This window comes from Psychromonas sp. psych-6C06 (assembly GCF_002835465.1).
Lineage (GTDB): Bacteria > Pseudomonadota > Gammaproteobacteria > Enterobacterales > Psychromonadaceae > Psychromonas.
Map to the genome: position 1 here is coordinate 114,499 of NZ_PIZM01000008.1, position 24,924 is coordinate 139,422.

Consider the following 24,924-nt stretch of genomic DNA (forward strand, 5'->3'; position numbering starts at 1 on the left):
ACATGTTTTAATATACAGCACCGTTCATTTTACGGAATTAAAGACAAATTATCGTAGCACCGGTTATTATTAGATAATTGTTGCAGAAATAGGGGGATTGTCCCCCTTTGTTTACCCAGAGCAAAGAGCATTTAGATCTAATGTGAGTAACCTAACTCTTGTGCAGGCTGAATCTTGCTAGCTCGCCATGCAGGGTATAATGTTGCTAATACACTCATCACAAATGCAGTACATGCAATGATAATGACTTCATCCATATTCAGTTCTGAAGGAAGAAAATCGATGAAATAGATATCCCCGGAAAGAATTTTATGCCCAATTAGTTGCTCAAACGACTTAATGATTGCTGTTAAATTTAGCGCGACATAACTACCTGCTAAAGCACCAATTAAACTGCCAATCAATCCGTTAAAAGCCCCTTGCACAATAAAAATAAAGCGTAAAGTCCAACGCGAAGCCCCCATGGTTTTCAAAATTGCAATATCACCACGCTTTTCATTTACAGCCATAACTAGAGTTGAGACGATATTAAAGCAAGCAACTGCAACCACCAATAATAGAATGACATACATTAATGATTTGACCATTTGAATATCTTGATAGAGGTAGCCTTGGCTGGTGATCCAGCTTTTTATATACATATACTCTTTTAAATTGTATCCGACATCACGCGATATTTGCTGTGCATCTAAAACCTTATCCACTTTAAATGCAATGGCATTGGCAGCCTTTAATCCCAATATATTTTGAGCATCTTCAATATGCATAAACCCTAAGGTACGATCTACTTGCCCCCCCATTTCAAAAAGTCCGACTAACGTTAACGGGATCACCTTCGGTGCTTTTAATCTGTTATTTTCACTGGGTTCAGGTAACAACAATTTTAATGAGTCGCCGACGGCTAAGCCCAGATCATGCGCTACCTTTTTTCCTAAGATAATCTGTCGTTCTCCCCCAGTAAATAACTTCCAGCTACCTTGCTCAATATACTGTTCAATATTCGTGACACTATTTTCGCTTTTAGGTTGAATAGCACGTAATTGTAGCGCCTTCATTTTACTGTCTTTTTGCAGTAAACCGCTTAAATTAATATACGGCGTTGCACCAACTACTTGCGGATGAGCTAAGACAGACAGCAAACTTTTATCGAGATCATTAAATGAACCACTGACAACTTCCAATTCACCGTGAGGTATGACTGAAAGCAATTGATCTCTCAAGGCTTTTTCAAAGCCATTCATTGCTGAAAGGCCAACAATTAACACCATCACGCCCAGTGATATACCCAGAATAGAAGCAATGGAGATAAAAGAAACAAATCGGTTTTTGTGCTTTGCTCGGCTATAACGTAAACCGATAAATAACGACAACGGACGAAACATTATGCATTATCCTGTAATAAACCACTGGCCATAAACAGTTGCCTATCGAGCTTATTCGCCAGTAACTGATCATGAGTCACCACCACAAATGCAGTCCCTAAATCATGATTTAGTGTTTTAATTAACTGATAAATACTTTCTGCACTATGCGCATCCAAATTTCCTGTAGGCTCATCAGCTAATACTAGTTTCGGGTCATTAATCAATGCACGAGCAATAGCAACTCGCTGACGTTCACCACCAGAAAGTTCAGAGGGACGATGTTCAACTCGCTCTGCAAGGCCAACTTTCTTTAACATATGTAACGCTTTTTGCTGAGCTGTTTTAATATCTTTTCCAGCAATCAGCAAAGGCATTGCAACATTTTCTAGCGCGCTGAACTCGGAGAGAAGATGATGAAATTGATAAACAAAACCCAAATGTTGATTACGCCAATTGGCTTGTTGTTTATCATTAAAGGCATTAATGCTTTCACCTTGAAAGACAACACTACCTGAAGAGGGAATATCTAATGCCCCTAATAGATGCAATAAAGTACTTTTTCCTGAGCCAGAACTTCCGACTATTGCCAATAACTCGCCCTCACAAAGCGATAAGCTAACATTATCTAACACGGTATTACTGAGCTTACCATCACGGTAAACTTTCCCTAAACCAGTGACACTTAATAACGGTTGTTGCTTATTCATATCTTAACGCCTCCACAGGGCACACTTTTCCAGCACGGTATGCGGGATACAGCGTTGCTAATAAACTTAAAAACATCGCACCAAATAATATAACCATAATTTGGTTAGGTTGATGTAATACAGGTAGTAGCCGAGCACCACCGGATGCGTTTGCTAAAAGATGTAAACCTAAAAACGTCATCACTTCGTTAATATAGCTACTTAATAACAACCCCAATCCAGTACCAATCAACGCACCAATGATTCCGCTCCAGGCGCCCTGGATGATAAAAATCAAGTTAAGCGTAAGTCTTTTCATGCCAAGTGTTTTCAAAATGGCAACCTCTGCACGCTTATCACTTACAACCATGACCGATGAAGAAAGAATATTAAAAGCGGCGACTGCAACAATTAAACATAACAATAACCAGATCATATTTTTTTCCATTTTAACGGCAGCAAAAAGCTCTCCATGCGTTTTTCGCCAATCATTTAATGACTCACCTCCTTCAAGATTAGGTGGTGACCAACGCATTACATCAAAGGGATCTTCAAAGGAAAAACGTAATCCTGTAACTTGGTTTTCATCAATGCGAATTAAGCGAGCAGCATCATGCACATTCATCAATACTAGGTATTTATCGACATCAGAGCCGACATCAAAGAATCCGGAGATTGTAAAGTTTCGCTGACTAGGTATTTGACCAAGTGGTGTAAAACGAGTTCCTCGAGCAGAAATGATACGTACTTTATCGCCGACACTAACGCTCAGTTCACGAGCGAGCGCTTGCCCAATGATAATGTTATATGAGCGAGAAGTAAGGTCTTTTAAATCACCAACGTAAATAGAAGACTTAACAACCTCACTCGCATACATTTCAGGATAGATACCTTCGAAAGTTATTCCTTGTATCTGCTTGCTACTTTGAATAATCGCTTCACTGTTAATCACAGGCTCAACCTGTTTAACATATTCGACTTGCTTAAGTGCTTCAATCCGGGGTTGCCAATTAGTTAAGGTCTGAGTTTTGTTACTCAAAACAGCCTGAGGTACCGCGCCTAAAATCCGTGTTTTCAGTTCCGCCTCAAATCCGTTCATCACTGACAATACAGTGATCAACGCTAAAACCCCTAGTGAAATACCACCGGTTGAAAAAAGGGAAACAAAGGAGACAAATTTATTATTACGTTTAGATTTGGTATAACGCAATCCTATGAATAGGCTTAATGGGTAAAACATAAACGCCCTGTTTTTATTACATTTATTTTTATTAATTTGCATTCTAATGTATCTTTGTAATGCAAGGAACCTTCATATCAGTAATTAGGACAAATAATGACAAACAATCAATATTTTCTCGTTGAGCATCAATTAAGCCTTAATGTAGAAGGTTTAGCAGAAAATGAATGTATTCCTAATGATGCTGATTTCGAAGCTGAGATTCCCGCACCGTTTCGTATGGCAAGTGATTTAGCTCAAATAGAATCACATAGTTTACAACCCTTAAAACTGAATAACGAAACGACACAGGCACTTTGGAGTTATCTGCAGACACAAAATTTAAAAATCAATACACTGCTAACTTACGTATTAAGCCAACAGGATGATCAACGCTTACATTTTCAAAGTGATGCATTCAGTGCCAGTGTTTGTGTGTTTAAATGCGGCGACGCACGCTTTGCCGTAGATCAGCCTGTGCGATTAAAAATCTTCATACCTGAAGAGTCTGCTGCTATATATTGCTATGCATTAGTGACTAAAGTTGAACAAGGTTTAATCGAGTTAACCTACCAACAGATTAGAGAAGAAGATAGAGAGTTATTAATCCGCACCACGCTCCACATTCAATCAAAACAGTTAAAATTACGCGCACAACAACGCGCATCGCTATAAATAGATGAGTAAAAGATATCACAATGAAAACAACGCCACTTATCAATATTCCGACGCTTAAAAATAACTCAGACAAAATACATTTAGCTAACTTGCAAGGCAGTAGCTTAGCGTTAACAATCAGTGAATGTGCTAAACAGCAAAAGTCACCACTTATCTTGATCACTAATGACACACCAAGCGCGCTCAAATTGCGTCAAGAGCTCAGTTATTTTGTTGATGATAAACTTGAGTTGATCAGCTTTCCTGATTGGGAAACTCTGCCCTATGATCACTTTTCTCCGCATCAGGATATTATCTCTACGCGAATCGAAACGCTGTTTAAACTGCCGAGTATTAAACAGGGAATTTTAATTGTTCCCATTAGCACCCTATTACTCAGACTTGCGCCGAAAAGCTACCTTAAACAACATACTTTGATCATAAAAAGTGGGCAGATAATAGAGCTTCAGAGTTTGCGTGCAGACCTAGAAGAAGCCGGATATTACGCGGTTGAACAAGTCATGGACCACGGCCAATTTTGTGCACGAGGATCGATACTAGATATCTTTCCGATGGGCAGTAACCACCCTTTTCGACTTGACTTTTTTGATGATGAGATTGATTCCATTCGCCCATTTGATAGCGAAAGCCAGCGTTCATTAAAAGCTATTGACGAAATAAAACTGTTACCAGCGCATGAGTTTTCAACCGATAAAGAGGCAATCAACCGCTTTAAAACGAAATTTACTGAAAAATTTACCTCGCCACTTTCAACAAGCAAAGAATCAATTTTCAGTGAAATTACCCAACATAACCTGCCTGCCGGTATTGAATATTATCTGCCACTATTTTTTGAGCAAACCAATACACTCTTTGATTACTTACCAAGCAACGCAAAATTGGCAATTGTTGGCGACATCAACCAAGCAACGATCGATTTTTGGCAGACACTTGAACATCGTTATGAAGAGCGTAGTGTTAATTTATTACGCCCTTTATTAACCCCAAATGAACTGTATCTTCGCCATGAACAATGCTTTGAGCAGCTCAATCAATGGCCACGTTTTTATTTTCAGCAAGCCCCCTTTGACAATGAAAAACAGGGACGCACCAATTTCGATTGCGCGTTAATCGAAAATATTCAAGTCGAACATAAAAAGAAACAACCGCTTGCGGGTATCAGTGAATTTATTGCAAGCTTCGAAGGTAAAATTCTTTTTAGTGTGCAGTCATCGGGCCGCAAAGAGTCACTTTTAGAACTATTAGCACCTTTAAAGCTTAAATTAACTGAATTTAGTACTATCGATGACTTTACAAAAGCGAAAGCAAAACTCGGTATTACCATCAGCCAAGTTGAAAACAGTTTCATGTTGCCAAGCCGTGGCTTTGCATTTATTACAGAGAATGAATTACTCGGCTTTAAAGTGACACAAAGTCGTCGTCGCTCGCAAAGTAGCGATGAAAATTACAGTAGCGATCATATCGTTGCCAATTTAGCCGAACTAAAAGTAGGCCAACCGGTCGTACATATCGATTATGGTGTTGGACGCTATCTCGGCTTACAGACAATTGAAACAGCAGGCAATTTGACAGAGTTTGTCACACTTGAATACCTCAGAGGTGATAAACTTTACGTGCCAGTTAGCGCGTTACATTTAATAAGTCGCTACAGTGGCCACGATGTTGAAAATGCTCCGCTTAATAAATTAGGTACAGAAACGTGGGAGAAAGCCAAAAAACGAGCCGCTGAAAAAGTACGTGATGTTGCTGCCGAACTATTAGAAGTGTATGCACAACGTGCGGCTAAAATTGGCCATAGCTATAAGCTTAACAAAAATAATTATGCGCTGTTCAAAAATGATTTCCCCTTTGAAGAAACCCATGATCAAGCGCTCTCTATCAATGCCGTCATTAGCGATATGTGTTCTACACAACCGATGGATCGCCTCGTCTGTGGTGATGTTGGCTTCGGTAAAACCGAAGTTGCAATGAGAGCGGCTTTTCTCGCTACCGATAATGCCCGTCAAGTCGCTTTACTCGTCCCCACTACACTGCTTGCGCAACAACATTATGAAAATTTTAAAGACAGATTTTCTAATTGGCCAGTACGTATTGAAGTGTTGTCACGCTTTAAAACAGCGAAAGAACAAAAACAAATTTTAGCAGACAGTGCTTCAGGTAAAGTAGATATCCTTATTGGCACCCATAAGTTACTCAGTGGCGACCTACAATTTTCAGATTTAGGTTTACTTATTATTGATGAAGAACATCGTTTTGGTGTACGCCAAAAAGAAAAAATCAAAGCGTTACGCGCGCAAATTGATATTCTGACGCTAACCGCAACGCCGATTCCGCGAACGCTAAACATGTCGATGAATGGAATGCGTGATCTGTCTATTATCGCAACGCCCCCAGCAAAACGTTTAGCGGTGAAAACCTTCGTACAACAGAAAACAGATCAAACCGTCAGCGATGCGATCACCCGTGAAGTGATGCGTGGTGGACAGGTCTACTTTTTACATAATAACGTTCAAACCATTGAAAAAGCAGCGCAGGATATTCAAACTTTATTACCACAAGCAAAAGTAGCTGTTGCACACGGGCAAATGAATGAGCATCAGCTTGAAAAAGTGATGAGTGATTTTTATCATCAGCGCCAAAATGTGTTGGTTTGTACCACCATTATTGAAACCGGTATTGATATTCCAAGTGCGAATACCATCATCATCAATCGTGCGGACCATTTAGGCCTTGCTCAGCTTCATCAACTCCGTGGCCGTGTAGGTAGATCGCATCACCAAGCCTATGCTTATCTCTTAACGCCACCTAAAAAGTTAATGACTAAAGATGCACAGAAACGTCTGCAAGCGATTGAGTCATTAGATACATTAGGTGCAGGCTTTACATTAGCCACACACGATTTAGAGATTCGTGGTGCCGGCGAATTGCTCGGAGATGATCAATCAGGCCAAATTTCAACGGTTGGATATAACCTTTATATGGAGATGTTAAATCAAGCAGTAACTGCATTACAAAGTGGTCAAGAGCCTAGCTTAGAACACCTTCTATCAAGCCAAGCTGAAGTGGAGTTACGAATTCCAGCATTAATACCTGATACTTATATTCATGACGTTAACCTTCGCTTATCACTGTATAAACGCATTGCTAATAGTAACGATAAGCATGCCTTAAAAGAGATCCAAGTGGAGCTGATTGATCGCTTCGGACTGCTTCCTGACGCGACTAAAAATTTAATTCAAGTGACTGAAGTTAAACAGTTGTGTACGCCTTTGGGAATTAAGCGATTAGAGGCGCATGCCAACGGAGGAAATATACAATTTACTGAAAATACCCCCGTAGATCCAATGTTCCTCGTTTCTTTACTGCAAAAACAAGGAAATACCTTTAAACTAGAAGGTCCAACAAAGTTAAAGTTCAGTGTAAAATTGGAAGACAGTCGCGCACGAATGAACTGGATCACCCAACTACTTAATAGTTTCAAAGACCATTTAATAAAAAAAGGATAATAGTTTGAACTACAAAATATTAATCGCACTGTTTCTGGCATCTGCCTCATTAACTTCGCAAGCAGAGCAGCGCTGGTTCGAAGTTGAGTTATTAGTATTTGAGCGTAATACACCAATTCAAGATATCAATGAACATTTATCCTCTCAAGAAATAGTCGTTGATACGGGTAATAGCATTAGTATATTGAATGCAGAACGAGAAGCTGTTTGTGTTGAAGGTGAAACCTGTTTGTCAAAAGCAAATCCGACAGTGATCACGAAATCTTTTTTTGATGCACAAGGCAACAATTTTAGACGCCTTGATAGCTCACAGCTACAGCTTATCGAACAACGAGAAAAGCTAAAGAAACATGCCAACTTTAACCCTGTATTACACATGGTTTGGCAAATGCCCGTTGAAAGTGGTCGCACAGCAAAACCGTTGCACCTATTCGCAGGTAAAAATTTAGCAGAGCAAGTTGCGAGGCAAAAACAGGCAGAGCATCAACTAATCGACATCGCTATCAATACCTCTGATGCGCAACCTACTGAAAACCTAACTGCAGAAGCGCTTTCTGAAGGTGCTTCTGATGATTTAGTTTCAAACGAAATCATCACTGATAAATGGGCAATTGATGGCAATTTTAAGATTTATCTCGATCATTACCTGTTTATTGATAGTCAGCTAATTATCCGTAAAGCTGTGACGGAATCAATTCCTCAAATAGCACCTAGCGTTGAATTAATTGATGATGAAAATGATGTTCAAATCGCTAAACAGGTGCAAGAGATACCACAATCAAAACAAGCTGAGCAACGTACTGTTGTGAAAGAGATTTTATTCGATCAAAATCGTCGTTTGCGTAGTGAAGAGATTCACTATTTAGACCATCCGTTAATGGGGATTATTGTTCAAATCAGAAAAATACCAAAACAACGATAAAATGATCTTAATAAATTCACTACACAAATAGCGTGAATTTTAACAAGTAAGACTGATCACCTTTTAATCCTTTTGGTATAAGTTACTTTCCCTGCGTAGAATTGAGTTCACATACTTATATTCGCAGGGGATAAAGATGTGGCTATAATCTTATGTTTATAACCACATGTTTAAAGAAAACCATCGCGATATAGTCGTTCAATGTGGCGATGATATTAACTAATATCCCTTAGCAATCATATTGCCACTTCATATAGCTTATGCATAACCAAAGTTATTTATTGCGCTCAGACCAGTATTGCTTGGCTAACTGTAAACACTCTTGTTGTGAATATTCTGGTTGAAACTGTTTCAATAAAACAGCAACTGTAGAAATAACTGCAGCATCGCCGTAACTATCTTCAATATTCCCCAACCACAGTTGTTGTAAGTATTCGGCAGAAACTTCAGTATGAGCCCCACTCACTTCATTTAAATATGTTGGCCATTCCTGTTCAATATAAGTAAGCTTCCCAGCAACATTTTGTACACCACAAATAGTCGTGCTAACACGTGGGTTGATTTCACTTTCCCCGCCTTCCCCTTTAAAAGCAATTATACTCGGCTCTTGCGTTAATAATGCAGCTTGCGCATGTAACTTTTCATAACCTTTATGGAAAACGCCATGGATTGCAAAAGGCGCTTGAGTCGGATTCAAACTTCTAGCAACTGTGTTTAACGGTGTACGTAAACCAACCTGTGCCCGAAGATTAAGTAATGGCACTAGCTCACCACAGTAGCTTTCAAGCGGTAAATAACAGATATTAGTTTCATCTAAAGCCTTTTTAGCCTGCTCTGGGGTTGTTGCAATGTTGATATCTAATAGCGGACATGCACTTTCAACCTGATATTTAATAGCATCTACAGCATTATAACCATGTAATACGACACGCTTACCTTGCTGGGCTAAAACCTTTGCTGCTAGCATTAAAAACGGTGGTTGGCGCTTTTTACCAGCAAAACAGGGCCAGTCTACATCTGCATTAACGGTTTTCCATTTTGAATCAATACGATCCCGTAACGCTTGAATATAACCAGCTGCCTCTTCTGGTGTTTCACAGCGAACGCGCTGTAGCATCAATAGTACGGCTAATTGTAGTAACTCCGCATCACCATCTAAATAGGATGACAGGGCATCAAAAGCTTCACTTTGTGTGAGAGAACGACGCCCTTTTTCTCCGCGACCGGTTAATTTAATATATTCACTGAACATGAAGGTCAAACTCCTTTGGTAGATCATCGACAATTGCGATTGGCTTAAATTGACTTAAGATTTGTTTATTATGTACGCCATAGGAAACCGCCAAACAATCCATTCCAACGCTATTTGCCATCGCTAAATCATAGCTACTGTCACCGACCATCAAGGCTTGTGAAACATTAAGGTTTAAATCGTCTAATATTTTTGTCAGCATAAGCGGATCGGGTTTAGAAGCGGTTTCATCTGCACAATAGGTAGTTGAAAATAGATCTTTTACGGCAAACTTATCCATCAAGCTATCCAACCCAGCACGCCCCTTCCCTGTGGCAACGGCTAGTAGATACCCCTGTGCTTTAAGCTGGAGAAGCCATGGCTTAATACCGCGGTAAAAAGGCGTTTCGATATGCGTTAAAACGCTGTACTTTTGTCGATATGCATCAACCAGTAATCGCTGTGTTTGCTTGCTTTGCTCAGGAAATAATGTTGCCATTGCTTTATCTAAACTCAAGCCGATAATATGACGTATTTGCGCCGTTGTCGGCTCACAAACTTGACACTCAATGGCCGCGCCTTTTAGGCTAGCAACAATTTTAGCGATGGAATCCATCAGCGTGCCATCCCAATCAAAAATGATTACTTTATAACGCATATTAACTTTTTTGTAATTTGTCTAAAAGATCGGACAAAGCTGTGCAAAGTGGTGCACTAACTGTCATCTTTTCTTCTAATACAGGGTGAAAGAAAGTGATGTGGGCCGCATGCAAAAAGAGCCGATTTAACCCTAACTTTTGCATCTCATCGGAAAAACCTTGATCGCCATAGCGATCATCTCCAGCAATATTATGCCCTTTGCACGCTGTATGAACGCGTATCTGATGGGTACGCCCCGTTACCGGCGAAGCCTCGACCAATGTCGCACCATGATAACGTTGCATGATTTTAAATCGCGTTTCTGATGCTTTGCCCTGTGGGCTTACTTTAACAACAGAGTTTTGTGAATCTTTAAGCAGTGGCTCTTTTACTGCTCTGTCTTTTTTATCCCATGCATCTTTTACTAACGCAAGATATTGCTTATTCATGGTTTTATTACGGAGTTGTTCATGTAATGCACGTAGCATACTGCGCTTTTTAGCAATTAATAGACAACCCGACGTCGCCTTATCGAGTCGATGAGCAAGCTCTAAAAATCTGGCCTGAGGCCGAAGAGCTCGAAGCCCTTCGATAGCACCAAAGTCAAGACCACTGCCACCATGGACGGCAAGACCGGAAGGTTTATTTAATATAATAAGGGCATCATCTTCATAAACAATGCGAGATTCAAGTTGCGCAATCGCATTTAATTTAGGTGAAGGTAAAGCATTTTCTGCGGCTACACGCACAGGAGGAATGCGAACCATATCCCCCTCTTTTAATTTATAATCGGCTTTTATACGTTTTTTATTAACACGTACTTCCCCCTTTCGTACGATCCGGTAGATCATACTTTTAGGCACACCTTTTAAATGTAGACGAAGAAAATTATCGATTCGTTGCTGTGCATTTTCTTGAGAAACCTCAAGCATGCGTACTGAGTGATTTATCTGTTCCATTCGTTAAGTTTATCACGTGTTGAAATGATAATACCTAAAAATTTATATTGGCGTGACACAGTATTAATGAGAGAATTAGTAAGTTATCGACTCGTTAAATGGTAAATGCGATATAACGCACCTTTAACTAGTAGTTGAAACACAAATAATAACGAAAAATAGAATGTTGAGCCCTTTTACTCATTTACTTTTATTGGCTTACTTAAGCTTATAGTAATGAGAGCTGCCATCACTTTTTAATGCACCTCTGCATATTTCAAGTCGAGAGACTGCAAAACCAGACCCGAGGTCAAGTGAAGCAATTTATTGCCAACAACCAAAAAAACATAAAAAAATTTATAAAGAGCAAAAAATGAAAAGAATGTTAATTAATGCAACTCAAGCAGAAGAGTTGCGTGTTGCCCTCGTAGATGGGCAACAACTTTATGATTTAGATATTGAAAGCCCAGGCCACGAACAGAAAAAAGCAAACATTTACAAAGGAAAAATAACGCGAGTTGAGCCAAGCCTAGAAGCAGCATTCGTCGATTATGGTGCAGATCGCCATGGTTTCCTTCCACTTAAAGAGATTGCACGTACCTACTTTCCAGCTGGTTATTCCTTTAAAGGTCGCCCTAATATCAAAGAGGTGATAAAAGAAGGACAAGAGGTCATCGTTCAGATTGAAAAAGAAGAACGTGGCAATAAAGGCGCAGCATTAACCACCTTTATCAGTCTTGCAGGTAGTTACCTTGTGCTAATGCCAAACAATCCTCGTGCTGGTGGTATTTCTCGCCGTATTGAAGGCGACGAACGCACACAGTTAAAAGAGGCGCTAAGCCACTTAAAATTACCTAATGGTATGGGCTTAATCGTACGTACTGCAGGTGTTGGTAAAACATCAGAAGAGCTAGAATGGGATCTCAATGTACTTGTTAACCATTGGCAAGCAATTTCAGAAGCAGCTGAATCAAAAGCTGCTCCGTTTTTAATTCATCGTGAAAGTAACGTCATCGTACGTTCGATTCGTGATTACCTACGCCGTGATATTGGTGAGATTGTCATCGACCACGCAAAAACATTTGAACAGGCCAAAAACCATATCGAGATGGTTCGCCCTGATTATGTTAACCGCCTTAAACTGTATCAAGGTGAAATTCCACTGTTTACACATTACCAAGTGGAAAGCCAAATTGAATCAGCATTCCAACGTGAAGTGCGTTTGCCTTCTGGTGGTTCAATCGTAATCGACCCAACCGAAGCATTAACGTCTATCGATATTAACTCTGCACGTGCGACACGTGGCGGAGATATCGAAGAAACAGCCTTTAATACCAACCTTGAAGCAGCAGAAGAGATTGCACGCCAATTACGTTTACGTGATTTAGGTGGTTTGGTGGTTATCGACTTTATCGATATGACACCTGCTCGCCATCAACGTGAAGTTGAAAACCGTATGCGTGAATCTGTACGTCAAGATAGAGCTCGTATTCAACTTGGCCGTATTTCACGTTTTGGTTTGATGGAGATGTCACGTCAACGTATTCGTCCTTCACTGGGTGAATCAGCATCTCGTGTTTGTCCACGTTGTCATGGTCAAGGCACAATTCGTGATAACGAGTCTTTAGCATTAGCAATTTTACGTCTAATCGAAGAGGAAGGCTTAAAAGAGAATACAGTACAAATTCAAGCGACTGTTCCTGTTGCAGTGGCAGCTTATCTGTTAAATGAAAAACGTAGCGCTGTAGCGAAAATTGAACGTCGTCATAACTGTGAAGTATTCATTATTCCAAATGCAAACCTATTAACGCCGCATTTTGAAATTAAGCGTACACGTAAAGATGGCAAAGAAGATATCAACTACGATGCACTTGAAAAACAACATACCGTCTATGTACCCAATGTGGTTAAAGATGAATGTAAGAAAGAAGATGATCCTGTATTAAGCGGGTTCTCTAGCCCTAAGAAAAATAGCGCGCAGCCTAAAAAATCTGAAAAAACTGAACAAAAAGCAGTTAAAGAAGAAGCTAAACCTTCATTTTTCGGTCGTTTGTTTGCTGCTATTTCAGCTTTCTTCAGCGATGATGAAGAAGACAACGATAAGAAAGTTGAGAAAAAAGAGGAAGTAAAAGAACGCCCTCGAAACAACAATCGTAACCGTAACAACAATCGTAATCGCAACAATCGTAACCGTAATCAATCAAAGTCTGATAACCGTAACGAGCGTCAAGACGATAAAAAACCAACTGAACGCCGTGGTAATGATCGCCGTAACAACCGTAAAGATAATACGCGACCAGTAAAGCAAGATCGTGATCAAGCTGTTGCAGAAAAAGAAGAAGTTGTTGCTGTTAGACGTAAACGTAGAAATATGCGCAAAAAAGTACGAATCGATAATAAAGCACCAGCAGCAGAAACAAACATTGATCAGCCAGTAGCTAACAATGATGGCCCAGCTAAAGATGCACCTGCGCAAGAGAAAAAACCAGCTAGACGCAAAGCTTCACCTAAGAAAGCGAATAAACCAGAGCAAGCGAACCCTAAAAAACAGCCTGTTGATAAAATTGAAGGTAATGTTAAGGAAAATCAAACAGAAGAAAAAACTTCAACAACTGAAGAATATTCACCTGTAGCAATTCCTGGTCGCCGATCTCGCTACTTACGTGGTAATGGTCAGCGTAAAAACAAAGCTAACAATGAGCAGATCACCACTGAAACAACAACTGATCCTGTGATTAGCCGTTACCCTGAAGCTGAGCAAAACGAGCAACAGGAAGCACCGCAGAATGTTGAATCCAGTGTACCTAGTAAAGCAAACACTCCTGAGCCAGCAAAAGCAGAAGCACCAATTGCAAGTGAAATATCTGAAATTAAAACTGATTCAGATACGCATACAGTAGCGACGCAATTAAAAGAAAGCTTAGCAGATGATAACATCAAACAGGCTGAACAAATTTTACCTGAGCCACAGTACGAGGCGCCTGTAAAAGTAGAGCCAATTGAAGAGCTTAAAGAAGTTTCTCAACAAGTAACGACAGAATCAAAAACTGTAGAAGCTGATAAAGAAGAAGTAACGCCTGTTTCTGAAACAATAACTGAAAGCACTGTTCAACCTTCTGTTTCAACAGAAGAAAGTGTTACGCAAAATATTGTTGAAAAAGCGCAGGTTTCTTCACAGGAGCAAGCTACTCAAAAAGTAGGCACTGTGACTCAGGCGCGTGTTGCACGCTCAGAGATGGTAAAAACTATCAGTGAGCCACTAGATTTAACGCGTGAAATAAATATTGTTGGTGCAACGTCTCGCGAACAAATTACTAAGTCAACACAGCAAGCGGGAAGTAGTTTTGCTACCAACCGTGCAAGCAGTGACACAGTAAAAACATCACTGTAGCCTTTTAATAGGTTAAACCAATAGTATTAAACGGGTATTTCATTGAAATATCCGTTTTTTTTACTGTTTTATTCCTCTAAGCCGCTTATCATAAAGCGAATTTATTAGTGTTAATTAGAAAGGAAATTCTCATGAGTGAAGTACAACATCACAAACTATTAATTATAGGCTCTGGTCCCGCTGGTTATACAGCAGCTGTTTATGCTGCCCGCGCAAATTTAAAACCAGTTATCTTAACAGGTATTCAACCTGGTGGTCAGTTAACAACAACAACAGAAGTGGAAAACTGGCCAGGTGGTGCAGCTGATATGACAGGCCCTGGTTTAATGGCTGACATGAAAGCACACGTTGAACGTTTTGATGCTGAAATTATTGTTGATCACATCAACAGTGTTGACCTTAGCAAACGCCCTTTCACACTTAAAGGCGATAATACCTACACTTGTGACGCACTGATCATTGCAACAGGCGCTTCAGCTCAATATCTTGGTTTACCTTCTGAAGAAGCCTTTAAAGGCCGTGGTGTTTCTGCCTGTGCTACCTGTGATGGATTTTTCTATCGTAACCAAGAAGTAGCTGTAGTTGGTGGCGGTAATACTGCTGTTGAAGAAGCTCTTTATCTTTCGAATATTGCTTCTAAAGTACATTTGATTCACCGTCGAACTGGTTTCCGCTCTGAAAAAATTCTATTAGATCGCCTAAATGAAAAGGTAGCAAATGGAAATATCGTATTACATACAGATCGCACACTTGATGAAGTATTAGGTGATGATATGGGTGTTACTGGCTTACGTTTAAAAGATACATTATCTGATAACACTGAAGAGCTTGCGGTAATGGGTGTATTTATCGCGATTGGTCATAAGCCTAATACAGATCTATTTGAAGGCCAATTAGAGATGAACCACGGCTATCTAAAAGTTCAAACAGGTAGCGTTGGGAATGCAACACAAACAACTGTTGAAGGTGTATTTGCAGCCGGTGATGTAAGTGACCATATCTACCGCCAAGCAATTACTTCTGCAGGTACGGGTTGTATGGCGGCATTAGATGCTGAGCGCTTTTTAGATAATCAATAAAATAGTGATTGGCTTTTAGCCGTCAACAAAACCAACAATAAAAGGAGCCTTTAGCTCCTTTTTTGCTTTCTATTCGTAACTCATTTTTCCTAAGTTGCTAACGCCCTGTAGCGACTTAGCTTATAATAATACCAATAACCTGTAGATAGTCTGTTTTGTATATCAAATCCATTAGTGACGATAACTAAAGTCGTCAATCTAAGCCCTCGATATATTAAATAAGTAAATCTAAAAATTGAGGATATTTGGAGAGTCACTCAATGTACTTTCCCTCTAACGCCCTGTTAAGCATTGACTTCGCAAAATTTTAATTCTTTTAATAAGTGAATTGCTGCATCTTTTGGTTCTATATCACTAGTATCTACTGAAACATCGTATTTCATAAAATTATGAACCAAAGGATACTCCGACTCAGCTAAACCAATTGCACGATCACCACGGGCTAATTCTCGTGCGACACAGATATCTAATCTACACATCACCTTAACTCGCACTATGTTAAATCCACTCAAAGAATTTTCTAGTGCATTAATTTCATCTTCATTTATCCATGCATTATCAATAATAAGCCTACAACCGGCTTCTAAAAGCCCTTTAATGCAATTATGGTAACCGTCAGTTAATTGTCCATAATCATAACCAGAACGATTTATAGGATCCCCTACTATCATTCTTCTTAGGTCTGTTGGTGGTAAAGCATATAAAATACTATCAATACTAAAATTTAAATATTGTATTGATAACAGCTCTTGTAACTCTTTAGCTAAGCTAGTTTTACCTGAGCTTCCTGTTCCATTAAGCAAAATAATATCTGGATACATAGTAAGGTTCCTTTATAAAAAGAGGTATAACGCCTCATTAAGTGAAAAATAATGGTTGGCTATAATTGCGAAGTAATGGTCGACTGTTAATTTTCCATTTAAATGACTTATTATGGAGCTGACCTATCGGCAGGGTGATTTACACCATCATTAGTAACTACATCACCCAAATCAAATGGGTTAACACCTTCAAGACAGCCAATATTATAACCATATTCATTGGGGCTAGATCTGCGCTGATGATGAGTATAGATACCACAATTAGAACAGAAATAATGCTTCGCTGTTTTAGTATTAAATTGATAGAGCTTTAAAACATCTGCTCCCTCAATGATTCGAATCCCATCCAAAGCTACAGAGCCAACTATCGCACCTTTACGTTTGCAAATTGAGCAATCACAGCGCCTGGGCTTTTCGATTCCATTTGGAAGTGATAACTCCAATTTAACTGAGCCACAATGGCACGTGGCTAAGTGCTTCTCTTGTATTTGAGTATTTCCGACAGACTTGATCACTTATGCTACTCCTTGTGTTTCATAACGCCGCATTAAGCGGACAAAAATCGTGGGTTATAATGTGTAGCGAAGTGGAACGTAAACCACTGTTTTAGTTACGTTTAAACCTCTTGTTATACCAGCCTAATTCATAAACTAAGTGCGATAAACCTAAAAAACAAAAAGTGTTATCTGTAATACTAAGTTTTTCCTCCAGCCAAGAAGTGAAAAACTATCAATAAATACAAACAGATAACGCTAAGTGATAGATATACAATTTACCACGGCAGGAATCAAGGTTATAGTTATACGTAGATCACTGATATTATCGGAAGGTATAGAAGCTCAATTGATCACGAACTTAAACGTAACAAGTTTTAGCTAGATTTATTTGAATTATATATAATTAACATTTCTTGCTCGATTTTTTTAAGCGTCTTTTTAGAATCACGATACTCGTTTGAAGATGACATTAAGTTTCTAAGTACTTCAAAACAATAGTGCTGGGCACTTATAGTTTTAAACTCGTGATCTATATCAAATGAGTTATTTGTAAAACCACATATTTGATCCGTAACCGCCATATCACCCGCAAGCAGATTTCTCCCGCCAGAAGGTTGATAATTACCTCCCATTTCAATCGCCAAGTTAATGTCATAGATTAATGTGTTAATACTATCTCTCACAAGAGATAGTTCATCAGCATTAATATTTGAATTATCTCTATTCCAAATAGGTATAGAAGGTTTCTGTTGTTGTTCCTCAACCTCGGTAACCTCTGACAGCTTTGTAATTAAAGACGATGTAATAACCTCTTCAGTTTCGAGGTTTAAGTCAGGGTCTTCATCCTGCTTCTTAATTTCACGGACTTGAATGTCCTCATCATTAATAACTATTGTCACTTCATGCAATGTTGGTATGACTTCGGTTTTAACTTCTACTTCTTTCGAGGAAAAAGTAACTGTTAAAATGATTGCTACTATGATGGATACTAGTATTAATAACGCTTTCTTCATTAGTTTTCCTTAATTTGTAAGTGGAGAAAATGTGAATAAAATATTTGGTCTTTTCCATAGCCATTACTTAAACGATTTTACAGGAATTTAAGCTGGCAAAACTCGTGACTATAACCATGAGTGCAAGTAGTCGACCACAATATAACCATATAATTTAATTGACATATATATTTTTTAAAGTGCGATAATAAAAAACAATCCCATAAATGTAACAACAAATTCCCAGTATTGGGATCTAACGAGATATAACTGAAATATAACGCTCATAATAACGGGCTATAAATTAAGCGAAGCGAATGGACCACTGTTTTTAGTCCGGTTAAATTAACTTGTATGGATAATTACCCCACCAAATAGTTACCTTTTAAACCCGTTTGAGTAAAGTGAGGCCCAAGCTTTGGATGCAACGAAAGCTTTCTTATACAACAGTTCGATAAATGTCTGGCTCCGGTATTGAAAGACCGTTAACAAGTGAGAACGTTGTATAGGACTCCAAGCATTAAACTCGAATAGTCAACTGGGCCTCGAGCCCGAATAGCAAGGCGGAGTCAGCTTATTATGAATTGCACAAACAATCAAAAAGAAATCACCATCGGTGTCGACACAGGCAAGTTTCAACTCGATATTTATATCAGACCACTCGATATTTACTTTAATGTCTCCAACGATGAAAAAGGCATTAAACATGCGATTGAACAAATCAAACCGCATATGTAAAAAAGTTCGCATGTACGATAGGCCGTAAAGCCAAGACAGATAAGCTAGATGCTAAGTTAATTGCACATTACGGTGTCGCGATTAAACCACCATTATCAACATTGAAACCAGAGAACATGCAGTTGATGAGTGAATTGTTATCACGTAGAAAAAACTCATGACCATGCAAACGATGGAAAAAAACCGTCTTCAGATTATTCCTAAAGAAATTTCTGGAATAATAAAGCCGATCATCACAGCCATTAAGAATCAAATTGAAAAAGTCGATAATAAACTCAGTAAACTAATTGATAAATATGATGAATATAAAGCGAAAAATACCATTATTCAAAGTATGCTAGGCATTGATAATGTGCTTTCTTGTAATCTGCTTAGCGATATGATTCAGCTTGGTTATTTAACCAATAAAGAAACAGCACCATTGATTGGCGTTACCCCATTTAATAAAGAAAGTGCTAGCTATGAAGTTCAACGAAATATACTTGTGGACGTGAAAAAATACGTACAGGTATGTATATTGCGATGATGTCTGCAATGCAATGTAACCCAGTTTTCAAAGCGACATATCAACGTTTATTAACTGCACGAAAAGCAAAGAAAACAGCAATAATTGGTTGTTCGCAAGATGGTTATCATCTTAAACTCGATAGTAAAAGATGGTGTCATGTGGGATCCTAAAGTGAATAAACATTAGGAATTGACACCATAGTTACATGTTATAAGGTTGCGAACTGTTTGCTGACACCTATGAAAATCCGTTGATAAAATTAAACAAGTAAGTAAATGAATAAAGTTCAATTACTTGATATTAGTTTCTTCCCATACATGGATCGGAACACTTGTGTGTTTATTACGGATAAATTTAATAGAATTTTGTGATTCTAATTCTGGTGTTATAAATAAAAATATATACAACGCGAATGGTTCTTCACGATCGTTAGAAATAAATGGTGTAGCTTCAACAGTAAACGAACCTCTTCCAAGATCATTTTTTTGTATTTCTATGTATTGATCGTCACTAAAAATTAAGCCATATTCTGCTGATCGGACTGCAATTCTAACAACAGCCTCAGAATCTGTACTTAAACGATAATCAAAGTCGACGGTGAACGTAGTTAATTCATCTTCTATAGCTTCCTGTGGATAGTTGTACACAATTTCAACGCCATCTTCACACAGAGTTGGCAACTCTGCAGGTTCAAGTACGAATTTAAGTTCATCGTCTGTACCAATTACCCTCCCATCACTGATTGACAATTGGTATGAATCCTTTACATCTCTGCCATTAATAATCATTTCATTACCAACTACACGCGCAAAGTCACCAATAGTCCTCGTATATCCATCAGAAAGAGTACAATCGTAAATTATTATTTCACCTAGATTGGTAATCTCTAGGTAAGTATCATCAAGTTTCCAAAAGCCGTCATATTTATTACTTTCAGTTTCCGAGCCTGAATTGCAAGCTACTATGAATAAAACAGTTACAAAAATTAAAATACTTTTATACATCATTCAATTCCATTTTTTACAAAACGTTCGAACCCTGTGAACACTTTATATATTTTTACAATTTAGATATGTTATTGTTATTAAAATAACAATAAAGTCATATCGAAACGAAATAAGTAAGAGCAACTTACAACCCTACATAAGCGGACAAAAATTGTTGGCTATAATGTGGGGCGAAGCGAAACATAGCCAACTGTTTTTATTCCGTTTAAAGTACTTGTAATCAAGCACAGCAATACTTCAAGTTACAATACAAAAAATTAATTAACAAATATCAGAACTCCAAGGTCCGACCTCTACATCAGATCGACCACCTTTAATGACAATTTTAATTCCAATACCGTTATCCTTTACGAAATTTACTAAATAATCTTCAGTTTCTCCGCACAGAATATTATATAATCGATTACTTTGATCATTACTAATTGAAACAAAGCCAGGATCAATAGTTTCTTTAAGCTCTAAATACGATCCATCATTAATATATTTAAGCTCCGTTTTTCCTGTACTGGTTCTTTTTGAAAACTCTTGTCCAATCAGGTATTTTACAGTTTCTGGCTGCAAATTTTTGCCTTGATACGTATAGTCAGGGTGAGGCGTACTTTGACATGCAGCCAGACTCAACGCACTTGCTAATATAAATATAGATTTACTTTTCACTTCTTTACCTTTCATATAGATACATACATTAAAATATTGTTTGCTAGCGCCCACATAAGCGGACAAAAATTGTTGGTTATAATTTTGTGAGGAACGAACAATAGTCAACTGTTTTTGTTACGTTTAAAGCGCTTGTTAATTGTGTTTGGCTGTAATAATAACCTAATGAAAAAGATAACCAAAAGAAAATAAATTTCTAGTAACCTATTGAAAAACTTGTAATCAATTCAACTAAACAGCACTCTCGTGATGACTGTTGTGGCCAAGTAATTTTGGCCACAAATTTAGAGTTACTAATCAATACACTCTATCTCGTAATGTGCCCAAAAGTGAGACTGAGCGCTTTAAATTAGCTCGAGAAATGACATATCTAATCGTAAAAAAGAGCCAATAGGCTCTTTTTTAGTCTGTCTGATAAACGACAGCTAAGGACTAACAGTTTGGTGTTAGCCGATATGCGTTAGGCCACCCATGTAGTGTTGTAGCACTTTAGGTACTTCAATTCGACCATCTTCTAGTTGGTAGTTTTCTAATACGGCAACTAAAGTACGACCAACCGCTAAGCCTGAACCATTTAGTGTATGGATAAGCTCTGGCTTCTTTTTACCTGCAGGGCGAAAACGTGCTTGCAAACGGCGAGCTTGGAAATCACCGACGTTTGAACAAGAAGAAATTTCACGGTACACTTCTTGCGCCGGAACCCATACTTCAAGATCGTAGGTTTTTGTTGCACTAAAGCCCATATCACCCGTACATAACACCACTTTACGGTAAGGAAGTTCAAGGTTTTTAAGCACTTGCTCTGCGTGTGTTGTGATCTCTTCTAATGCTTCAAAGCTTTTTTCTGGATGCACAAACTGTACTAACTCTACTTTATCAAACTGATGCTGACGGATAAGACCACGTGTATCTCGGCCGTATGAACCCGCTTCACTTCTAAAACATGCAGTGTGCGCTGTGATCTTAATCGGCAAGTCATTTTCATCGTAGATAACGTCACGGCTCATATTAGTCAGAGGTACTTCAGCAGAAGGAATTAATGACATGCCAACCCCCTCTTCCGTTGCCGGTTTAGTATTGAAAAGATCATCACCAAATTTAGGCAGTTGCGTTGTACCGTATAAACTTTCTGAGTTCACTAACAATGGCACGTACATCTCTGTGTAGCCATGTTGGTTAGTGTGTAGGTTCAACATATATTGTGCCAGTGCACGATGTAGCTTGGCAATTTGACCTTGCATAACGATGAAACGAGAGCCACTGATTTTAACCGCAGATTTAAAGTCTAGCCCACCTAATGCTTCGCCGAGGTCAACGTGATCTTTTACATCAAAATCAAATGTCTTTGGAGTACCCCAGGTTGAAACTTCAACGTTTTCATCTTCATCTTTACCCACAGGCGCTGATTCATGCGGTAAATTAGGGATGGTATATGCGATCTCTTGAAGTTGCTCAGCAAGTTTATTGAACTCTTCTTTAGTTGCATCTAGTTGTGCACCAAAAGTCGCCATCTCTTCGCGTAACGCAGTGATATCTTCACCACGCTTTGCTGCCATACCAATCTCTTTTGAACGGCTATTACGCTCAGCCTGTAGGGATTCGGTTTGAATTTGTAATGATTTACGTTTCTCTTCTAATTCATTGATCAAGTCGATATCGAGCTTAAAACCACGATTAGCAAGCAATTTTGCTGTCTGTTCAATATCATTACGTAAAAACTTCGGATCTAACATTTTATTTCCCTAACTCTTTAAAACTAATAATGTGCCAATGTAGGCAGCTAAAATACAAACAACAACATTTAATGCGACGTTTAGCATCGCTTTTAATAGATCGCCCTGTTGAATCAACAATAGGTTATCCATCGAAAATGTTGAAAATGTGGTTAATGCCCCTAAGAATCCCACGCCAATGAGTGGCCACCAAGGAGAAGAGGTAATTGTTTCTTGTTGTACTAACTGAAAAATCGTTCCCATGATCAGAGAGCCCAATACATTAACGGCAAGTGTAGCAAATGGAAAACCTTTTCCAAAGAGGCTTATCATGCCTAGGCCAATTAAATAACGTAACGTTGCACCAAAAGCGCCACCCATAGCCACTAGGGTAATATTGATTACTATATTATTCATATCGCTTATTATCACTCTGTAAATTTAGCTGTTTTAGATAGTCCAATTTAGTACTAATCTGTTTTTCGAAACCACGATCCGTGGGATAATAAAAAACTTCATTTTTTAATGCTTCAGGCAAATAAACATCACCAGCTGCAAAAGCACCCAATTCATCATGCGCATAACGATAACCTTGGTTATGGCCTAAATCTTTCATGAGTTGTGTCGGCGCATTTCTGAGATGCATTGGCACGTCGAAATCAGGAAAGTCGCTAACGATCTGTTTTGCTTTAGCAAATGCTGTATATACTGCGTTGCTTTTCGGCGCAGCCGCACAATATACAATCGCTTGTGCAATGGCACGTTCACCTTCATAGGGGCCAACACGACTAAAACAATCCCAAGCGTTAATTGCTATTTGCATCGCTCTTGGGTCTGCATTGCCAATATCTTCCGAAGCAATGGCTAATAATCTTCTTGCGACATAAAGCGGATCGCAACCGCCTGCTAACATTCTTGCAAACCAATATAAGGATGCATCGACATCGGAACCTCGCACCGATTTATGAAACGCAGATATTAAATCGTAAAACAGATCGCCTTTATTATCAAAGCTCACCCCTTCTCGACCTGCAATTTCCATCAATAACTCTAAAGTGATCAAGCCATCGTTCGCCATATCGCTAAGTAACTCGAGGTAGTTAAGTGACTTACGCGCATCACCTTGCACTAAACTGGCTAGCTTTTGTTTAACACCATCTTCAAATCGAATCAGCTTATCTACTAAGCCATCTGGAGAATCACATGCTTGATCAATCACTAACTCTACTTCACTGTCTGTAAGTTTTTTTAAAAGATAAACGCGCGCTCTTGATAGCAGTGCATTATTTAATTCAAAAGAGGGATTTTCCGTTGTAGCACCAACAAATAAAATGGTGCCATCTTCAATAAAAGGTAAGAAAGCATCCTGCTGGCTTTTATTGAAGCGATGTACTTCGTCAACAAACAGTAATGTTCGCATGCCCGAGGCTTGATTCTGTTTCGCAACTTCTATAGCTGCTCGTATCTCTTTAATGCCCGATGTCACTGCCGAAAGGCGCTCAACATGGGCTTGGCAATAAGTCGCAATTAATTCAGCGAGTGTGGTTTTTCCTGTTCCCGGTGGCCCCCATAAAATCATAGAGTGAGCAGCGCCAGCTTCTAAAGCTTTACGCAGTGGTTTACCTTCACCAACGATATGTGATTGACCAATATATTGTGCAAAACCTTTAGGACGCATACGCGCAGCTAATGGCTGAAACTCATTATTGAGTTCAAAAAGATCACGCATTAACGTTGGTCATCCACTTCAACACCTGCCGGAATTTGAAAATTGAAAAGGCTATTATCTACTGTTTTTTTAGACGCTTTGTGTACTAATGAAAACGTACTTCGTTGCCCCTGTTCATCAATAACAATAAACTGCTTAATGTTATTGTTGCCATCAAACTCGAAGATAAAAGTTGTTAATTGGTCAGCAATTGGATTAATAACTGTAAATAGTTTTCCCTTATTGTTAACCTCATAGTTAGCCCACTGTTTTTCATCTGCGCCAGCTAATAATGCAAAAGGCGTATTGTCGATTGCATCACTGAAATTTATCAAGGTAACTTGTTCGATAAAGGGGCTGTAATACCAAATCGTTTTACCATTTGAAACGATTAACTCCTCTTCTGGAGAGGTTATTTTCCAATGAAACTTGCCAGGACGCAAAATCGTCATTTCACCGCTACTTTCGTTTAATAGTTTCCCTTCTGCACTAGAAACTTTTTGTACAAAAGAGGCATTAATTTGATCAAATAGTGCAAGCTTTTCTTTCAATTCTTTCGCTTCAACTGACAGTGCATGTGCAGTGCATGTACTAAGTACGAGAAACAGCGTTAATAGCGTTTTTTTCATTT

At 38.8% G+C, this 24,924-nt stretch carries 20 protein-coding genes and 1 pseudogene; 6 read left to right on the plus strand and 15 right to left on the minus strand.

Annotated features, from left to right (window positions below; genetic code table 11):
* Window positions 1-137: 137 nt before the first annotated feature.
* The 3 genes from lolE to CW745_RS12345 are packed head-to-tail and all read right to left on the minus strand — an operon-like array spanning window position 138 to window position 3,290.
* A complete protein-coding gene (gene lolE / locus CW745_RS12335; protein ID WP_101108989.1) occupies window positions 138-1,382 on the minus strand; it encodes a lipoprotein-releasing ABC transporter permease subunit LolE in 1,245 nt (414 codons plus the stop codon).
* The gene (gene lolD, locus CW745_RS12340; RefSeq protein WP_101108990.1) at window positions 1,382-2,071 is read right to left on the minus strand and encodes a lipoprotein-releasing ABC transporter ATP-binding protein LolD; all 690 of its coding nucleotides are present in this window, start codon (window positions 2,069-2,071) and stop codon (window positions 1,382-1,384) included. The genes lolE and lolD overlap by 1 nt, the downstream gene beginning before the upstream one ends.
* On the minus strand, window positions 2,064-3,290 hold the full coding sequence (locus CW745_RS12345) for a lipoprotein-releasing ABC transporter permease subunit (RefSeq protein WP_101109045.1): 1,227 nt from the start codon (window positions 3,288-3,290) through the stop codon (window positions 2,064-2,066). The genes lolD and CW745_RS12345 overlap by 8 nt, the downstream gene beginning before the upstream one ends.
* 96 nt (window positions 3,291-3,386) lie before the next feature.
* Here CW745_RS12345 and CW745_RS12350 point away from each other — a divergent pair, with 96 nt between their 5' ends.
* From CW745_RS12350 to CW745_RS12360, 3 genes are read left to right on the plus strand one after another with little or no spacing between them, the layout of a single operon-like run.
* The gene (locus tag CW745_RS12350) at window positions 3,387-3,944 is read left to right on the plus strand and encodes a PilZ domain-containing protein (RefSeq protein WP_101108991.1); all 558 of its coding nucleotides are present in this window, start codon (window positions 3,387-3,389) and stop codon (window positions 3,942-3,944) included.
* Window positions 3,945-3,967: 23 nt separating this feature from the next.
* Window positions 3,968-7,453 carry a transcription-repair coupling factor gene (gene mfd / locus CW745_RS12355; RefSeq protein ID WP_101108992.1) on the plus strand — a complete coding sequence of 1,162 codons (3,486 nt, stop codon included), beginning with the start codon at window positions 3,968-3,970 and terminating at the stop codon, window positions 7,451-7,453.
* Between the two features lie 4 nt (window positions 7,454-7,457).
* Window positions 7,458-8,375: a peptidoglycan binding protein CsiV gene (locus tag CW745_RS12360; RefSeq protein ID WP_101108993.1), complete on the plus strand. Its 918-nt coding sequence runs from the start codon at window positions 7,458-7,460 to the stop codon at window positions 8,373-8,375.
* 274 nt (window positions 8,376-8,649) lie between these two features.
* On the opposite strand, the gene CW745_RS12365 is transcribed toward CW745_RS12360, so the two are convergent.
* From CW745_RS12365 to rluC, 3 genes are read right to left on the minus strand one after another with little or no spacing between them, the layout of a single operon-like run.
* On the minus strand, window positions 8,650-9,627 hold the full coding sequence (locus CW745_RS12365; protein ID WP_101108994.1) for a glycosyl transferase family protein: 978 nt from the start codon (window positions 9,625-9,627) through the stop codon (window positions 8,650-8,652).
* Complete coding sequence (locus tag CW745_RS12370; protein ID WP_101108995.1) at window positions 9,617-10,264, minus strand: HAD-IA family hydrolase; 648 nt, start codon at window positions 10,262-10,264, stop codon at window positions 9,617-9,619. The genes CW745_RS12365 and CW745_RS12370 overlap by 11 nt, the downstream gene beginning before the upstream one ends.
* Before the next feature lies 1 nt (window position 10,265).
* Window positions 10,266-11,204, minus strand: coding sequence for a 23S rRNA pseudouridine(955/2504/2580) synthase RluC (rluC, locus tag CW745_RS12375; protein WP_101108996.1), 939 nt, complete (start codon window positions 11,202-11,204; stop codon window positions 10,266-10,268).
* A gap of 352 nt (window positions 11,205-11,556) precedes the next feature.
* On the opposite strand from rluC, the gene rne reads away from it, so the two are divergent.
* The gene (gene rne, locus CW745_RS12380) at window positions 11,557-14,574 is read left to right on the plus strand and encodes a ribonuclease E (RefSeq protein ID WP_101108997.1); all 3,018 of its coding nucleotides are present in this window, start codon (window positions 11,557-11,559) and stop codon (window positions 14,572-14,574) included.
* Window positions 14,575-14,705: 131 nt separating this feature from the next.
* Entirely contained in the window at window positions 14,706-15,653 is a 948-nt protein-coding gene (gene trxB, locus CW745_RS12385) for a thioredoxin-disulfide reductase (protein WP_101108998.1), read from the plus strand.
* Between the two features lie 284 nt (window positions 15,654-15,937).
* Here the strand turns inward: trxB and CW745_RS12390 are convergent, their stop codons facing one another.
* The 3 genes from CW745_RS12390 to CW745_RS12400 all read right to left on the minus strand — a co-directional run bounded on the left by CW745_RS12390 (window position 15,938) and on the right by CW745_RS12400 (window position 17,984).
* Window positions 15,938-16,474: a chloramphenicol phosphotransferase gene (locus tag CW745_RS12390; protein ID WP_101108999.1), complete on the minus strand. Its 537-nt coding sequence runs from the start codon at window positions 16,472-16,474 to the stop codon at window positions 15,938-15,940.
* A gap of 110 nt (window positions 16,475-16,584) precedes the next feature.
* Entirely contained in the window at window positions 16,585-16,989 is a 405-nt protein-coding gene (locus CW745_RS12395; protein WP_202973194.1) for a GFA family protein, read from the minus strand.
* A 356-nt stretch (window positions 16,990-17,345) separates the two neighbouring features.
* The gene (locus tag CW745_RS12400; RefSeq protein WP_101109000.1) at window positions 17,346-17,984 is read right to left on the minus strand and encodes a hypothetical protein; all 639 of its coding nucleotides are present in this window, start codon (window positions 17,982-17,984) and stop codon (window positions 17,346-17,348) included.
* Window positions 17,985-18,542: 558 nt separating this feature from the next.
* On the opposite strand from CW745_RS12400, the pseudogene CW745_RS12405 reads away from it, so the two are divergent.
* Window positions 18,543-19,395, plus strand: a pseudogene (locus tag CW745_RS12405) (transposase).
* A 104-nt stretch (window positions 19,396-19,499) separates the two neighbouring features.
* Here the strand turns inward: CW745_RS12405 and CW745_RS12410 are convergent.
* From CW745_RS12410 to lolA, 6 genes are all read right to left on the minus strand, one after another.
* On the minus strand, window positions 19,500-20,216 hold the full coding sequence (locus tag CW745_RS12410; protein WP_101109001.1) for a hypothetical protein: 717 nt from the start codon (window positions 20,214-20,216) through the stop codon (window positions 19,500-19,502).
* Window positions 20,217-20,477: 261 nt separating this feature from the next.
* Window positions 20,478-20,888 (minus strand): hypothetical protein, encoded by a 411-nt coding sequence (locus tag CW745_RS12415; protein WP_101109002.1) that lies wholly within the window; start codon window positions 20,886-20,888, stop codon window positions 20,478-20,480.
* A gap of 431 nt (window positions 20,889-21,319) precedes the next feature.
* A complete protein-coding gene (gene serS, locus CW745_RS12420; protein ID WP_101109003.1) occupies window positions 21,320-22,606 on the minus strand; it encodes a serine--tRNA ligase in 1,287 nt (428 codons plus the stop codon).
* Between the two features lie 9 nt (window positions 22,607-22,615).
* Window positions 22,616-23,002: a fluoride efflux transporter CrcB gene (gene crcB, locus CW745_RS12425; protein WP_101109004.1), complete on the minus strand. Its 387-nt coding sequence runs from the start codon at window positions 23,000-23,002 to the stop codon at window positions 22,616-22,618.
* A complete protein-coding gene (locus CW745_RS12430) occupies window positions 22,995-24,314 on the minus strand; it encodes a replication-associated recombination protein A (RefSeq protein ID WP_101109005.1) in 1,320 nt (439 codons plus the stop codon). Before CW745_RS12430 ends, crcB begins: the two co-directional genes overlap by 8 nt.
* A complete protein-coding gene (gene lolA, locus CW745_RS12435; protein WP_101109006.1) occupies window positions 24,314-24,922 on the minus strand; it encodes an outer membrane lipoprotein chaperone LolA in 609 nt (202 codons plus the stop codon). The genes CW745_RS12430 and lolA overlap by 1 nt, the downstream gene beginning before the upstream one ends.
* Window positions 24,923-24,924: the final 2 nt, after the last annotated feature.

What these genes read in the sequence shown, in the direction of transcription:
- lolE (WP_101108989.1), bottom strand. Translation starts at nt 1,382, where the DNA reads ATGTTTCGTCCGTTGTCGTTATTTATCGGTTTACGTTATAGCCGAGCA.
- lolD (WP_101108990.1), bottom strand. Translation starts at nt 2,071, where the DNA reads ATGAATAAGCAACAACCGTTATTAAGTGTCACTGGTTTAGGGAAAGTT.
- CW745_RS12345 (WP_101109045.1), bottom strand. Translation starts at nt 3,290, where the DNA reads ATGTTTTACCCATTAAGCCTATTCATAGGATTGCGTTATACCAAATCT.
- CW745_RS12350 (WP_101108991.1), top strand. Translation starts at nt 3,387, where the DNA reads ATGACAAACAATCAATATTTTCTCGTTGAGCATCAATTAAGCCTTAAT.
- mfd (WP_101108992.1), top strand. Translation starts at nt 3,968, where the DNA reads ATGAAAACAACGCCACTTATCAATATTCCGACGCTTAAAAATAACTCA.
- CW745_RS12365 (WP_101108994.1), bottom strand. Translation starts at nt 9,627, where the DNA reads ATGTTCAGTGAATATATTAAATTAACCGGTCGCGGAGAAAAAGGGCGT.
- CW745_RS12370 (WP_101108995.1), bottom strand. Translation starts at nt 10,264, where the DNA reads ATGCGTTATAAAGTAATCATTTTTGATTGGGATGGCACGCTGATGGAT.
- rluC (WP_101108996.1), bottom strand. Translation starts at nt 11,204, where the DNA reads ATGGAACAGATAAATCACTCAGTACGCATGCTTGAGGTTTCTCAAGAA.
- rne (WP_101108997.1), top strand. Translation starts at nt 11,557, where the DNA reads ATGAAAAGAATGTTAATTAATGCAACTCAAGCAGAAGAGTTGCGTGTT.
- trxB (WP_101108998.1), top strand. Translation starts at nt 14,706, where the DNA reads ATGAGTGAAGTACAACATCACAAACTATTAATTATAGGCTCTGGTCCC.
- CW745_RS12390 (WP_101108999.1), bottom strand. Translation starts at nt 16,474, where the DNA reads ATGTATCCAGATATTATTTTGCTTAATGGAACAGGAAGCTCAGGTAAA.
- CW745_RS12400 (WP_101109000.1), bottom strand. Translation starts at nt 17,984, where the DNA reads ATGAAGAAAGCGTTATTAATACTAGTATCCATCATAGTAGCAATCATT.
- CW745_RS12410 (WP_101109001.1), bottom strand. Translation starts at nt 20,216, where the DNA reads ATGATGTATAAAAGTATTTTAATTTTTGTAACTGTTTTATTCATAGTA.
- CW745_RS12415 (WP_101109002.1), bottom strand. Translation starts at nt 20,888, where the DNA reads ATGAAAGGTAAAGAAGTGAAAAGTAAATCTATATTTATATTAGCAAGT.
- serS (WP_101109003.1), bottom strand. Translation starts at nt 22,606, where the DNA reads ATGTTAGATCCGAAGTTTTTACGTAATGATATTGAACAGACAGCAAAA.
- crcB (WP_101109004.1), bottom strand. Translation starts at nt 23,002, where the DNA reads ATGAATAATATAGTAATCAATATTACCCTAGTGGCTATGGGTGGCGCT.
- CW745_RS12430 (WP_101109005.1), bottom strand. Translation starts at nt 24,314, where the DNA reads ATGCGTGATCTTTTTGAACTCAATAATGAGTTTCAGCCATTAGCTGCG.
- lolA (WP_101109006.1), bottom strand. Translation starts at nt 24,922, where the DNA reads ATGAAAAAAACGCTATTAACGCTGTTTCTCGTACTTAGTACATGCACT.